The organism is Parasynechococcus marenigrum WH 8102 (assembly GCF_000195975.1).
GTDB lineage: Bacteria > Cyanobacteriota > Cyanobacteriia > PCC-6307 > Cyanobiaceae > Parasynechococcus > Parasynechococcus marisnigri.
Genome location: NC_005070.1, coordinates 2057241 through 2070798, shown reverse-complemented (window position 1 = coordinate 2070798; position 13558 = coordinate 2057241). Strand labels below are relative to the sequence as shown.

Here is a 13558-nt window from a genome sequence, read left to right as displayed (position 1 = left end):
TCCCAACTTATTCAGCGTCAGGTCCGGGAGCTTCCTCCTGGGAGTCATCGTCGCCACTGAAGCGCACTGTCAACAAGGCTTCATCGGTGATTTTGCCCTCGTTGTCCAAGAGCTCAGGGTGCACGGTGACGCGGCCCGTCCGATCGTTTGGTTCCGCAATCGGTCCACTGGCGGCGCGGAAGCCTTTTCCCATCACCCGGAAGGCTTGCCAGAGCAGGGCCACAAAAAGCGTGCCGTAGAGCAGAGGAAAAAGGGAACTGAGCATCGTGAGCCGGCACGTCCAGCACACTCATCCTGACGGGCCGAGGGCGGAGGTGGTTGCACCTGGTCACAGCTCTGACCGTTTCGGGGCTTGTTGGCAGCCCAAAACACTTCCTACGGTCAGAGCGGCATCCATGACATCCGTGACGTCGATTCCCCCTGCCAAGACCATGTCCGCCTTTGCCTCGTTGCTGCTCGGGGGAGCTGTTCTTGGTGCTGTGACTGTTCAGGGATGGCTGCCTTTGGCATCACGCGCCCAGTCCATATCCGCCCCTTCAGGCTTGTCCCGCCAGTCCTTCGTTGCGGCGGCTGTGGAGCGCAGCGGTCCGGCGGTGGTCACGCTGGAAACGGCTCGAACGGTTACCAGTTCAGGCATGACGGGCCTGCCGAAGGGACTGCTGATGGATCCACTCTTCCGCCATTTCTTTGGTGTGCCTGGGGCTTCAGCCCCACGTTCCAGGGTGCAACGCGGTCAGGGGAGCGGTGTGATCTTCGATGCCGAGGGGCTGCTGCTCACCAATGCCCACGTCGTGGAGGGGGCTGACACGCTTCAGGTGGAGCTCACCGACGGGCGGAGCGTTGAAGCCAAGGTGATCGGAAAGGACAGTCTCACGGACCTGGCCGTGGTGCGGCTGGAGGGCAAGGGGCCTTGGCCTATCGCCGCCCTGGGGGATTCCGATCGATTGAAGGTCGGAGACTGGGCGATTGCCGTTGGCAATCCCTACGGATTGGAAAACACTGTGACCATGGGCATCATCAGCAATCTCAACCGGAATGTGGCCCAGCTGGGGATTTCCGGAAAGCGCTTGGATCTGATCCAGACCGATGCCGCGATCAACCCCGGCAACTCCGGCGGTCCGCTGCTCAATGCGGAGGGTGAGGTGATCGGCATCAACACCCTGGTCCGCTCGGGGCCCGGGGCTGGCCTCGGCTTTGCCATTCCGATCAACCGGGCCCGCAGCATCGCCCAGCAACTGGTCAACAAGGGGCGAGCCAGTCATCCCGTGATCGGCGTTGGCTTGGCAGCTGGCCCTCTGGGCCCGGTGATCCGTTCCGTTCAGCCCGGTGCTCCCGCGGCCGGCGCTGGCCTGAAGCCGGGTGACGTGATCACTGCCATCAATGGTGTGGCCACAGCCAGCCCCACCCAGGTGGTGGCCACCGTCGAACGCAATGGTGTTGGACGGCAGCTGACCCTGTCGATCAAGCGGGGCGAGACAACGCTCACGGTGTCGCTGACGCCCATGGATCTCGCCGCTTAAGTCGTTGCTGTCGTGCTGCGCTCAGGCGTCGTCGTCCCGCAGTTGATCAACGCAGCGGGTGATGCATTCCCCGTCATCGAGGGAGCAGGTGGTGATGCACTCGAAGTAGGTCTCTACGGCGTCCCAGGTCTGCTCATGGGGGGCGCCCCCATTCGCGGCATGGCCTTGGCTGCTGGGGCGGGAGACCATTGTCATCGCGGCGGGGATCGGTTTTGTCAGCCTATGCACACGTAATGGCTGGGTAAAGCGAAATGAGTTGTCCTGCCTAAGGGTCTGTGAAGTTTCCCCCGATTTGGCCAGGACGCTGGTCAGGCGGCTTTTTTGCGGCGCTCCTGGCGTGCTTTTTGCTTGTCCCGGTTGGCCTTGCGTTTGACCTCCTGCTCCGCAGCCAGATGTTTCTCCCGTTCTTCAACCCTTTCCTCCTCTTTTTTCTCGAGGTAATAGGCGTAATCGCCGCGGTAGAGCACCAGTTCGCCGTCGCGCAATTCCACGATCCGGTTGGCAACTCTGGAGATGAAGTAGCGGTCGTGGGAGACCACCAGCACAGCTCCTTCGAACTCACGGAGCGCGTCCTCCAGCATCTGTTTGGCCGGAATGTCCAGATGGTTGGTGGGCTCGTCCAGCACCAGCAGGTTGCAGGGGCTCAGCAGCATCAGGGCAAGGGCCAGACGAGCCTTCTCGCCACCGCTCAGCTTGCCCACCTCCTTGAACACGGAATCGTTGCTGAAGCAGAAATTGCCGAGCAGGGAGCGCACCTGCGTTTGCGTCCAGTCGGGCACCGCTTCGAACATCGTGTCGATGACGGTTTTGCTCAGGTCAAGGGCTTCGGCCTGGTTCTGTTCGAAATAGCGGGCCACCACGTTGTGTTCCCCAAGTCGCGCGCTGCCCTCGTCAGGGGTTTCGGTCCCCATCACCAGGCGTAGCAGGGTGGATTTTCCGGCTCCATTGGGGCCAACGAAGGCAATCCGATCGCCGCGCTCCACCTCCAGTTCAGCGCCGAGGAACAGGATCTTTTCCCCATAGCTGTGGCAGAGGTTGTCGATCACCGCCACCTGCGCCCCGGAGCGGGGGGCCGGTGGGAAGCGAAAGCTGGGGCCTGAGACCGATTCGATCGGAGCCTCTACCAGCTCCACTTTGTCCAGCTGTTTCTCGCGGCTTTTGGCCTGGGTGCTGCGGGTAGCGCTGGCGCGGAAGCGATCGATGTAGGCCTGCTGGGTGGCGATCTCCTTCTGCTGGCGTTCGAAGGCGGCCTGGGTGGCCTCCTGTTCCAGTTGTTTCTGTTCGAGGTGGGCGGTGTAGTTGCCCAGATAGCTGCGGGAGATGCCGCGTTCGGTGGACACGATCTGGTTGCAGACCCGATCCAGGAAGGTGCGGTCGTGACTGATCACCACCAGGGCAGCGGTCTGCTCCACCAGGTAACCCTCCAGCCATTGGATCGTCTCGACATCCAGGTGGTTGGTGGGCTCATCCAGCAGCAGGAGGTCTGGGTCCTGCAAAAGGATCTTCCCCAGGGCGATGCGCATCTGCCAGCCGCCGGAGTAGTCGCTGACCAGTTGTTCTGCGCCTTCAGGCGTGAAGCCGATCGTCGGCAGGAGCTTGTCGATTCGAGCATCCAGCTCGTAGCCGTGCAGCGCCTCAAACCGGGTTTGCAGCCTTCCCAGCTCATGGATGAGCTGATCGAGGTGGTCAGGATCCTCGGCTGCCTTGTCGGAGGCCATCGCTTCCTCCACCTCCCGCTGGCGGTTCAGAACAACGGCGGCTTCCCCGAAGGCCTGAAACAGTTCCTCGCGCACGCTGCGCTCAGGATTGACGTCAAATTCCTGCTGCAGAAAGGCGATTCGCGGATCTCCCTGACGCACCACCTGGCCGCTGCTGGGTTCCTCCTGCCCGGCGATCAGGCGCATCTGGGTCGACTTGCCGGCACCATTGACGCCGACCAGGCCGATGCGATCCCCTGGCTTGACCTCCCAGGTGACGTTGCGCAGCACCTCCCCGGTCGGATAAATCTTGCTGACGTTTTCGAGTCGCAGCACCGGCCGGGAGCATTGAGTTTCCATCATCCCTGCCGGCAGACTGGTGAATGGGACACCTGGGAGTCAGGCCGTGCTGAAACTGGAGCAGCTGGCAGCGGTTGTGGTGGCCGCCGGTCTGGCCATCGTGAGTTATTTGTTGTTCTTCAGCTGGGCCGGTGGCGGCGGTTACGAGCGCCGCAGGCCGACATCAGGGCAGGTGTCCGGCGAGCGGATCGTGGAGAACAAGCTGCTTACAGCCCGCCGCGTGCCTTGACGACCCAGCGAGGGCTGGCCTCGTCATCGAGGCTGGCCAGATGCTGTCTGACTTCATCCGGGGTGACAGGGAGTCCCTGGTCTTCTCCGAATTGGCAGATGGAGGCCATGGCACCGGAGGGATCCTGCAGCGCCTGCCGGAATAAGGCCTGGGTCTGTTCTGGGTTGCTGCGGATGCGCTCGTAGAGAGCGGCGGCATGGCCGGCCATGGTCATTGATGCGGCTGCTGGAACGCTATTCAGTCGCTCGACAATCGTCAGGCTGCCTGGTCCAGCACATCTTCCCGTTGTCCAAGGGCGGAGGCGTCTTCCATGCTGCGGGCATCCATGCAAAGCACCTTGCGCAGTTGGGCGTAGTTGGCGGCCTGGGAATTTCTGCCCTCCTGGGCGGCACCGTATTCAGCCCGTTGCAACACGTGGTGCAGGTGAGTGAGCAGATACGTGCTGATCACAGCGGACACCAGCACGTCGCTGTTTTCAGGGGTGCGCTGAGGGCGGCGACGCCCCGTGGTGCGCCGGCTGCGGCGCTGGGTGGTCGTTGTGGATTCGGGCATGGGGCACTCCGAGGAGGACCGATGCCCCCACCATAGTCATGGATACTACCCTTGCCCACCTCTGTACACTTTCGGGTAGCTGAGACTCCCCCTGGAGATCCGGTTGTGCCCACCCGTCAGACGTCCTCCAGCGGGAAGCCCAAATCCCCGCGGATTCAGGTGGTCCTGCCAGAGGATCTCTGTGCCCGTTTGACGGCCTTGGCTGATCAGGAGTCACGCACGGTCAGCAACATGGCGCGGGTGCTGATCCAGCAGGGAGTCCAGAGGCATGAACAGAGTGCTGAGGCGCCGCTGCCCTCAAGGGAAGAGCGGTTGCGCTCCGCCCTTGAGTCGCAGCAACCCCGTCGTCTGCGGGGCGCTCCAAGGCGGTTGCGCCTGCACCGTCCCTGAAACAGCCCTAATCAAGCGGGGGCAACCCTGACGCCGAGGCATGCTTCCCGCGTTGCGCCTGTGATGGCGGGAGCATTGCCTGGGTGGCCGCGGTGATGCCACCAGGCCAGCAGCGCAAAGACGAGCGCTTCCCTTGCCTCCGCCGCCAATCCAATCTGATCGCTGGCCCGGACGGCCAGTCCCCGGCAGCGACGTTGGAGTTCGCTCATCAGAACTGGATTGCGGCAGCCGCCGCCGGCCACCAGCAGCTCCAGAAGGTGGATGCTTCTGTCCGCCCGCAATCGGTCAAGATCCTGAGCCACCACCGCCGCGGTGAAGCCGGTGAGGGTGGCCACCGCATCGGCCCTCTCAACCGATTCCAGCTCCTGCAGGCGACGTCTGAGATCCTCTTGGCCGAAGCATTCCCGCCCAGTTGACTTCGGCGGGCTGAGCTGGAAGTAGGGCTCCCGCAACCAACGTTGAATCATGCCGTCGTCGCAACGCCCTGCTGCGGCCATGGCACCGTCGCGATCAAACAGCTGCTGGCCATCGCTGAACTGCTCCATCGCCAGATCGATCAGGCTGTTCGCTGGTCCACAGTCCCAGCCCAGGACCGATTCCTGCTTCTGCGGTCCCCAGCGCGGTGGGATCAGGGTGAGGTTGGCAATCCCCCCCAGGTTGAGCACCCCCCGCCAGCCGTCCCCAGGCCCGATCAGGGCAGCATCGGCCCTGGGCACCAGGGGCGCCCCCTGACCTCCCAGGGCCAGGTCGGTGGCGCGGAAATCGTGCACCACCGGCCGTGCCAAGAGCTGGGCCAGCAGCGGAGCCAGCAGCAACTGCCAGCTGGCGCCGCGCTTGTCGCTGCTGGGTGGGCGATGCCAGAGGGTCTGGCCATGGCAACCGATCAGGCTCGCGCGCTGATCGGGGTCGGCGCCGCGAGCCGCCAGCGCCTGATGTTCGGTCACCGCCTCCGCCAGATCCAGCAGGGCCGCGGCCGGTCGTGCTTCTCCCTGGCCGATTCGCACCAGCTCGTCCCGAAGTGCAGCTGGGTAAGGGCTGTGGTGATGGCTCAGCAGCTGCCACTCAGGACGATCGGGAGCACCCTGGAAGCGAGCCAACACCGCATCGACGCCGTCGGCACTGGTGCCACTCATCAGGCCGAGGCAGAGCATGGGGGTGACCGTCAGGTTTTGGGCAACCGCTGCAGGTCATCCACCAGGCCCATCACCACCAGCAGATGGCCCTCCTCCAGCACATGGGAGGCCGGGGGGTTCACCGTGAGGTTGCTCTGGGGGCCCGCTGCCAGCACATTCACCCGGAAGTTCTTGCGCAGATTCAGATCACGCAGTGAGCGCCCCATGAATGGCTCCGGCACCTTGATCTCCTCAATGCAGTGCTTTTCATCCAGGGCCAGACGCTCCATCAGGTTGGGGCGCACCAGCTCAAGGCCCAGTCGTTCTCCCTGCATGCGGGAGGGAAAGATCACCCGGTCGGCACCAACCCGCTTCAACATCTTTTCGTGCAGTTCGCTGGTGGCGCGGGCGATCACCTGACGGACCCTGGTGCCCTCACTGTCCTTGGCGATCAGGGTTGCTGTGATGCTGGCCTCAATCGGTTCACTCATGGCCACCACCACCGTGCCCATGTCCAGCACACCGGCTTCTCGCAGCGATTCCTCATCGGTGCAATCCACCACCCGGGCTTCCACGGTTGGCTCCAGCTGACGCAGTTCATCCACGGCCCGTTCCGAGCGGTCCACCGCCAGCACCTCCGCCCCGTTCTGGAGCAGTTCCCGGCAGACGGCGATCCCGAAACGACCAACCCCGACGACGGCGAAGCCCAGCCGCTCGCTGCCCTGGAGCGGGCTCCATTGCCACCACTCCCTCATCGCTGGTGATCCCAAAGACGGCGGTCAGACATAGAGGTCCTCACGGGGATAACCAATCCGATTCTGGCGATGGATGTGGATCTGTTCCCGGGTCATGACTTCCCAGATGGCGCTCAGTAGCAACAGAATCCCAAGCCGCCCCACAAACATCCCCAGCATCAGCACAGCCTGGCCGAAGCGTCCCAGCTGCTCCGTGACCCCAAGATCGAGGCCGACGGTGGCAAAGGCCGAGATGCAGGTGAACAGCATCTCCAGAAATGTGAAGGGTTCTGCACCATTGAGGTTGCTGGCGATGCTCAGCAATAGCGCCATCGCCAGAACAAACAGCAGTGACGCCACCGTGATACCCAGGGCCCTCAGCACAACCTTGTCCGGGATTTCGCGGTTGCGGATCACCACCGCATCGCGACCGCGCATGGTGGATCGTGTCGCTGCCATCAGGGCGGCCACGGTGGTGGTCTTGATGCCACCGCCTGTCCCCCCCGGGCTGGCACCGATGAACATCAGCGCCATCAGCAGCAGGGTGCCTGAATCGGTGATGTTCTCCAGTGAGAAGGGCACCGTGGTGAAACCGGCCGTTCGGGCGGTGACCGATTCGAACAGGGCGGTCATCCAGCGTTCTCGCCAGGCCATCCCGATGAACACCTCGCCGCGGTTGAGCCATTCCGTCAGGGCAAGGCCAAGGGTGCCGAACACCACCAGCAGCAGCGTGGTGCGCAACACCAGCCGGGTGTGAAGGCTGAGCCGCCGCCTGCCGCGGCGGACCCCTTGACTGGCGAGATCACTGGTGACCCGCCAGCCCAGTCCCCCCATCACGATCAGCACCATCACAACGGCGTTGACCAGAACGTTGTCGTGGTAACGCTCAAGGCTGTCGGACCAGAGTCCGAAGCCAGCGTTGTTGTAGGCCGAGATGCTGTGGAAGACCGAGGCCCACAGGCGTTCGCCTCGGTCAGGGATGTCGCTGAACCCGAAGCCGTAAAGCACCAGCGCACCCACCAGGATCACCAGTGCCGCCGTCGCAGCAATACCCCGGAATGTGCTGCCAACTCCGCCGACGCCGAATTCATCGAGGGTCTGGCCCCGGTCCAGTCGGCGCCGCAGACCGGTGCCCTTCACCACGAACCCCTGGAGAAAGGTGGTGATGGCCATCAGTCCCAGGCCTCCCGCCAGGATCATCATCGCCAGCACCAGTTGCCCGGCTGTGGTGAGATCGGCTCCGACATCAATGATCGACAGGCCGGTCACCGTGATCGCTGATGTGGCGGTGAACAGGGCTTCCCAGAGCCCCACCTTGCTGCTGGAACACAGCGGTGTGGCCAACAACAGCGTGCCCAGCAGAATCACCAGCAGGCCGGTGACCACGGTGAACTGGGGCACGGTGAGTCGCCGGTGCCAGCCCTGGCTGCGCTCGATCGCCTGGCGGAGGGGCACGGAGCTGACGACTTGAAGAACGACCAGTGTTGATCAGGATGGGGCATAACGCCACAGGATCAGGGCCGGCACCAGCACGGTCATGATCAAGGTGAGGCCGATCCCATAACGGGTGACATCGAGAAAGCGGTACCGACCGGGGCCGAACACCATCAGGTTGGTCTGGTAGCCGACCGGGGTCAGAAACGACTGGCTCGCCCCAAACAGCACGGTGATCAACAGGGCGGTGGGGGGCAGGTCCAGTCCCGGTGCCAGCTGCACCGCAACCGGCGCCAGCAGGGCAACGGAGGCGGCATTGCTCATCACCTGAGTGAGCAGGGTGGTGCCGATGAACACCACCACCAGGGAGCCGTAATTGGGCCAGCCCGTCAGCCACTGTTGAAGACCCTGGGCCATGGCATCGGCCAGGCCGGTGGTCTGCAACGCCACGCTGAAACTGCTGAGCGAGCCGAGCAGCAGGATCACATCGAGACGAATGGCGCGCTGCAGCTCACCGGGGCGAAGACAGCCCGTGGCCACGACGGCGACGGTGGCCAGGAGCACCGCGGCCACCAGGGGGATGGGCGTCAGGGTCGGCAGCAGAAGCATGGCGATCGCCATGCTCACCACCAGGGGTTTGCGCCGCACCGTCGGCAGGTCATCCTCGAGCCGATCCAGCACCAGCAGGTCGTTGCTGGCCTGCAGACCACGGATGGAATCGAGGGGTGCCTGCAGCAGGAGTACATCCCCCTCCCTCAGGACGATCTGCCCAAGCCGTTCCTGCAGGGTTTCCTGCCCGCGGCGCAGGGCCAGCACCGTGGCGTTGTGGCGTTGGCGGAAGCGGAGTTCGCGCAGGCTGGCGCCGGCCAGGGTGGAACCGGCCGGAAGCAGCACCTCAACCGTCTTCTGACCGCTCAGCTCATCGCTGCTCAAGTCGAACCCGGCATTGTTGCCCTGGGTTGTGAGCTGAACAGTGTGGTCCTGCTGAAGACGAAGCAGGTCCTGTCGGGTCACCCGTAGCAGCAGGTGGTCGCCGGCCTGCAGCTTGCGGTCCGCCAGGGGGGGCAGCAGGCGTTCTCCGGAACGCTGAAGTTCCAGTACATCCACGTCGAAACGCCGCTGCAGACGGCTGTTATGCAGGGAGACGCCCACCAGTTCCGAGTCGTGGGGAATGGTGACTTCGGTGCTGTAGCTGCTGCGCTGGGGCGAGAGTCCCAGGTCGTCATGTTCGTGGCCACGATCCGGCAGCAGGGCCCGTGGAGCCAGCACCAGATAGGCCGCCCCCACCAGCCAGATCGGCAGGCTGATCAGCGTGAAACTGAACAGCTCCAGTGACCCATGACCCAGTTGCTGGCTGATGTCACTCACCAGCAGGTTCACCGAACTGCCCAGCAGGGTGAGGGTTCCGCCCAGCACTGTTGAAAACGAGAGTGGAAGCAGGACCCTGGATGGGGAAATGCCGCGCCGGTGGCACCAGTTCTCCACCACCGGCAGCAACGACGCCACCACCGGTGTGTTGGGGACGATGCCGGACACCGGCGCGATCACGAACGCCATCAGTGCGATCAAGCGCCTTGGTGAACGGATTCGCTCCGAGGCGATCAGGGCACGCAGGCGGTCCAGCGCTCCGCTTTTGAACAGGGCCGCGGAGACCGGGAACAGGCCCATCAGGGTGATCAGGGCGGGGCTGCCGAATCCGGCCAGGGCCTCTGGTGGTGACAGAACCCCAGTGGCCATAAGCAGGCCGAGGCTGAGCAGTCCGGTGAGTTCCGGCGCCAGGGCCCCTGTGATGAACAGAACGATCGCCAGAACCAGAACCGCCAGGGTGATCACCGCCTGGGGGTTCTGAAGCGTGCTGATCAGCTCGGCCATTCGGGCGGAGGCCCTGCATCTAGATCTGATTCTGCCCCGGGATCAAAGAACTGCTCCCGCAGCCAGTCCTGCAAACCCCGCAGGCCATCCCCGCGCTTGGCCGACAGAAACAGGGTCTGGGCATCCTGTCGCCGGATCGTTTCGACAGCGTCCAGCGGGCAGCGGTCGATCTGGTTCGCCACCACCCGTCGCATCGCGGTGCTGCCGAGGGAATCCAGCAGCCGATGGACGGTGCTGAGCTGACCGGACCAGTCGGGATCCGCCAGATCCACCACCACCAGCAGCACATCGGCGTCGAGGGCTTCCTCCAGCGTTGCCCGGAATGCTTCCACCAACGGCTTGGGCAGGTCACGGATGAAACCAACGGTGTCGGTGATCAGCAGCCGGTCGGGCCGTTGTCCTGGCTGCGGCAGGTCCAGGCGACGGGTTGTTGGATCCAGGGTGGCGAACAGCTTGTTCTCGGCCAGCACACGATCGCTTTCGCGGCGACCACAGAGGGCATTCAGCAGGCTGGATTTGCCGGCGTTCGTGTAGCCCACAAGGGCGACCCGCGGCAGTCCCCGCCGTTGGTCCCGCAGTCGGCTGCGGTGCTGCTGAAGCTGCTGTTGATCCCGGAGCAGGCGATCGATGCGGCGGCTGATGGCACGGCGGTCCTTCTCCAGCTGTGTTTCACCGGGGCCCCGTGTTCCGATGCCACCGCCCTGACGCGACAGGCTGCGCCCCCGTCCCAGCAGGCGGGGCAGGCGATAGCGCAGCTGCGCCAGTTCCACCTGCAAGCGACCGGCGGCGCTGCCGGCTCGCTGGGCAAAGATGTCGAGGATGAGTTCACTGCGGTCGGAGACCGGACAGGCCAGCAGCCGTTCCAGATTCCTGGCCTGAACTGGTGTGAGCTCGCGATCCGTGACGACCAGTGAGGCGCCGCGACGGCGCACTTCAAGGGCCGCCTCCTGCAGCTTTCCAGTGCCCCAGAGGGTTTGTGGATTGGCGCTGCCGGCCCGCTGCGTCACCACGGCCACCGGTTGGGCTCCGGCGCTGCGCACCAGTCCCTCCAGTTCGGCCAACTCGCGTTCGCTGCGGTCAGCCTCTCCGCTGGTGAGGGTCAGCAACAGCACGGACTCGATGGCTGTACCTGCGCTGGCGGGGGACAACTCCGGTGTTGTGATCGCCCCAGAGTTCAGATCCTGCTGACAGAGATGGCGCAGATCCCCTTGGTCCAGCTGTCGCCAGCCATGGGCTTCCTCACGGTCGGGCTGCAACAGTTCGGCGTTGCGCAGTCCATCGCGGGCTGGAACCGGGGCAAAGCGCAACCAGCAGATCGGATTGAGATCGAGGGCAATCACTGCCTCCGCCATGTCCTGGTGCAGGCCATGACGGCTGAAGGGACAGCTCAGCAGCCTCCAGCCGCCACCCCGGCGACGGGGTGCCTGCGGCAGGTGCTGACGGAGGGCCTCGGAACTTTGCAAGGGACCCAGCCAGAGCAACCGGCAGAGCCCACGACCGTCCAGCACGAGATGCATCGATTGCTCGAGCTCCTGCACCAATCCAGCCATCCGCTCCAGGGTCAGCAGGTCAGCACCGCTGCCCTCGGGATGACGACGGTGACTGAGGCGGTCGAGTTGTCGTTGCTGGCCGGGCCGCAGGCCGCGGGTCCGGCCGCCGAGATGGGCCTGCTTCAACGACTCATCAGCCAGGCCCCGGCAGAGCGAAGACCCAGTGAGAGACCAGGCAGCCGGGTGAGGTAGGTGGCCCGTCGGATCTTGAAGGCCAGGGGGCCTGCAAGCGTGATGCCAAGCCCGGTGAGCGTGGCGTCACCGATGCCCAAACTGAGCATTTCGCCGCGATCCTGGAACTGAAATGGTTTCGGCTCCTGGTTGTTGCTGATGGCCTGCAGGGCCGCTGCAACAGCTTCGCCCTGCTGCATGGCCACCTGAGCGGTGGCTGGCCAGGGCTCAACGCTGCAACGTCCGCAATCCCCCAGCACGTAGACGTGTTGGTGACCGAGGAGCCGCAGATCCTGGCCGATGTTGAGAGGGCCTTTGGCGTGACCAGGGTCCGGCCGGATTTCGGGCACGGTCGGTCTGCTGCCGGCGCTCCAGATCAGACCGCTGTGGGGGAGCAAGGTGCCGTCCTTGAAGCGGACACGATCGGAGTGGACCTCCGTCACAGCTGTGTTGAGGTGCAGGCAGACATCCCGCCGCTCCAATGCCGCGGCAGCGCGTTCACGGTTGAACGAGGCACTGTTGGGAAGGATCCCGTCTCCCCTTTCAATCAGATGTATCCGGGCTGCTCCATCCAGCATGTCCGCCAGCTTGCAGGCCAGCTCCACCCCCGTTGGCCCTGCTCCAATGATCGCGACAGCGGCGTCGGGCTCTCTGCGCTTGTTCAGCTCTCGAACAAGGGCGCGCAGATGGGCAACATCATTGAGATCGCGGAAGCTGCAGGCATGCTCGCGGACCCCGGGAACTCCGAAATCATTGAGCTCGGTGCCTGTGGCCAGCACCAGATCTCCCCATTGGAGAGCACCGGAGGCGGCGGTGGTGAGCTCCTGGTTGTTCAGATCGATGTTGATGACACGGTCCTGCAGCCAGCAGATGCCGCGGCTGCTGAGCAGCTGGCGATAGGTGGGCGCTACTTCCCAGCCCTGCAGTTCACTGCTGAGCAGTTCGTAGAGAAGCGGTTGAAACAGAAAGCGGTCACGGGGCTCGATCAACAGCACCGGTCGCTCCGGCAAGCGCTCGCTCACGGCTAGAGCGCTGAACAGTCCCGCGAATCCACCACCGATCACCACCACGGTCTCGGGTGATGACAGAGGTGTCGTCATGGAACAGCAGGAAGTGCTGAAACCTTAGGCAGCCTTTCTCATCAGGCGGCAGGGGAAGATGGGGCAGGTGATGGATGGGGTCCGCGGCATGACGGGCGTGTTGGTTCGGGACAATCTCGATGCGGACCGCGGCAGCCTGGAGCCGTTGAGTCCTCAAGATCGACTGGCTTGGGCACACCAGCGCTTCGGATCCGGATTTGCTCTCACCACCAGCTTCGGCATCCAATCGGCGGTGCTGCTGCACATGCTCAGTCAACTGCCGGAGGGTGACGCCGTTCCTGTGATCTGGGTGGACACTGGCTATCTGCCGGAGGAGACCTACCGCTATGGCGCCCAGCTCACGAAGCTGCTCAGCATCCGCCTGGTGGTGGCTCAAAGCGCCATGTCGCCGGCTCGGATGGAGGCTCTGCATGGCCGCCTCTGGGACACCGGACAGCTCGATGATCTTGAGAAATACCACCAGATCCGCAAGGTGGAGCCCCTGGATCGGGCTTTGGCGCAACTGGAGGTGAGCTGCTGGGCCAGTGGCGTGCGTCGCGGCCAGACTGACCACCGCCGCGCGATGACCGTGCTGGACCCGATCCGAGAGCGGCTGTCTCTGCGTCCGCTGTTGGATTGGACCCAGAAGGACATCTACTACTACATGCAGGACAACAACCTGCCGCAACACCCGTTGTTCGAGCAGGGATACTCAACCGTGGGGGATTGGCACTCCAGTGCTCCGGATGGCGCTGAGCTCAGCGGACGTAACACCCGTTTCGGGGGCCTGAAACAGGAATGTGGGATCCACGTTCCCCAGGAGGCCGTGGAAGGCTTGATGGGGGATGGGATCTAGGC

15 protein-coding genes are annotated in these 13558 nt (G+C 64.1%); 4 read left to right on the top strand and 11 right to left on the bottom strand.

The window, feature by feature from the left end; all coding sequences use genetic code 11:
- Positions 1-7: 7 nt before the first annotated feature.
- Complete coding sequence (locus TX72_RS10940) at positions 8-265, bottom strand: DUF2973 domain-containing protein (protein ID WP_011129032.1); 258 nt, start codon at positions 263-265, stop codon at positions 8-10.
- 130 nt (positions 266-395) lie between these two features.
- Here TX72_RS10940 and TX72_RS10935 point away from each other — a divergent pair, with 130 nt between their 5' ends.
- Positions 396-1520: a trypsin-like peptidase domain-containing protein gene (locus TX72_RS10935; RefSeq protein ID WP_011129031.1), complete on the top strand. Its 1125-nt coding sequence runs from the start codon at positions 396-398 to the stop codon at positions 1518-1520.
- Between the two features lie 21 nt (positions 1521-1541).
- Here the strand turns inward: TX72_RS10935 and TX72_RS14535 are convergent, their stop codons facing one another.
- Entirely contained in the window at positions 1542-1709 is a 168-nt protein-coding gene (locus TX72_RS14535) for a DUF8642 family protein (RefSeq protein WP_524902834.1), read from the bottom strand.
- Positions 1710-1828: 119 nt separating this feature from the next.
- Positions 1829-3553, bottom strand: a complete 1725-nt coding sequence (locus TX72_RS10930; protein WP_042504480.1) for an ABC-F family ATP-binding cassette domain-containing protein — start codon at positions 3551-3553, stop codon at positions 1829-1831.
- A gap of 70 nt (positions 3554-3623) precedes the next feature.
- On the opposite strand from TX72_RS10930, the gene TX72_RS10925 reads away from it, so the two are divergent.
- Positions 3624-3806 (top strand): hypothetical protein, encoded by a 183-nt coding sequence (locus tag TX72_RS10925; RefSeq protein ID WP_011129029.1) that lies wholly within the window; start codon positions 3624-3626, stop codon positions 3804-3806.
- Here TX72_RS10925 and TX72_RS10920 read toward each other — a convergent pair.
- Together TX72_RS10920 and TX72_RS10915 are read right to left on the bottom strand one after the other, a co-directional pair.
- Positions 3784-4014 carry a DUF8665 family protein gene (locus TX72_RS10920; protein ID WP_042504479.1) on the bottom strand — a complete coding sequence of 77 codons (231 nt, stop codon included), beginning with the start codon at positions 4012-4014 and terminating at the stop codon, positions 3784-3786. The two genes, TX72_RS10925 and TX72_RS10920, sit on opposite strands and share 23 nt — an antisense overlap.
- Positions 4015-4061: 47 nt before the next feature.
- Entirely contained in the window at positions 4062-4358 is a 297-nt protein-coding gene (locus TX72_RS10915; protein ID WP_011129027.1) for a DUF8682 family protein, read from the bottom strand.
- A gap of 105 nt (positions 4359-4463) precedes the next feature.
- Here TX72_RS10915 and TX72_RS10910 point away from each other — a divergent pair, with 105 nt between their 5' ends.
- On the top strand, positions 4464-4748 hold the full coding sequence (locus TX72_RS10910; protein WP_011129026.1) for a ribbon-helix-helix domain-containing protein: 285 nt from the start codon (positions 4464-4466) through the stop codon (positions 4746-4748).
- An 11-nt stretch (positions 4749-4759) separates the two neighbouring features.
- Here TX72_RS10910 and TX72_RS10905 read toward each other — a convergent pair whose 3' ends face one another.
- The 6 genes from TX72_RS10905 to TX72_RS10880 are packed head-to-tail and all read right to left on the bottom strand — an operon-like array spanning position 4760 to position 12721.
- Positions 4760-5899 (bottom strand): anhydro-N-acetylmuramic acid kinase, encoded by a 1140-nt coding sequence (locus TX72_RS10905; RefSeq protein ID WP_011129025.1) that lies wholly within the window; start codon positions 5897-5899, stop codon positions 4760-4762.
- Between the two features lie 11 nt (positions 5900-5910).
- On the bottom strand, positions 5911-6615 hold the full coding sequence (locus tag TX72_RS10900; RefSeq protein WP_011129024.1) for a potassium channel family protein: 705 nt from the start codon (positions 6613-6615) through the stop codon (positions 5911-5913).
- Between the two features lie 24 nt (positions 6616-6639).
- Positions 6640-8049 (bottom strand): TrkH family potassium uptake protein, encoded by a 1410-nt coding sequence (locus TX72_RS10895; RefSeq protein ID WP_011129023.1) that lies wholly within the window; start codon positions 8047-8049, stop codon positions 6640-6642.
- Between the two features lie 33 nt (positions 8050-8082).
- Positions 8083-9900 carry an SLC13 family permease gene (locus TX72_RS10890; protein WP_011129022.1) on the bottom strand — a complete coding sequence of 606 codons (1818 nt, stop codon included), beginning with the start codon at positions 9898-9900 and terminating at the stop codon, positions 8083-8085.
- Positions 9888-11576, bottom strand: a complete 1689-nt coding sequence (gene hflX, locus TX72_RS10885) for a GTPase HflX (RefSeq protein ID WP_011129021.1) — start codon at positions 11574-11576, stop codon at positions 9888-9890. Before hflX ends, TX72_RS10890 begins: the two co-directional genes overlap by 13 nt.
- Positions 11573-12721: an NAD(P)/FAD-dependent oxidoreductase gene (locus tag TX72_RS10880; protein ID WP_011129020.1), complete on the bottom strand. Its 1149-nt coding sequence runs from the start codon at positions 12719-12721 to the stop codon at positions 11573-11575. The genes hflX and TX72_RS10880 overlap by 4 nt, the downstream gene beginning before the upstream one ends.
- Positions 12722-12809: 88 nt before the next feature.
- Between TX72_RS10880 and TX72_RS10875 the strand changes: the two genes are divergently transcribed.
- Positions 12810-13556 (top strand): phosphoadenylyl-sulfate reductase, encoded by a 747-nt coding sequence (locus TX72_RS10875; RefSeq protein WP_042504477.1) that lies wholly within the window; start codon positions 12810-12812, stop codon positions 13554-13556.
- Positions 13557-13558: the final 2 nt, after the last annotated feature.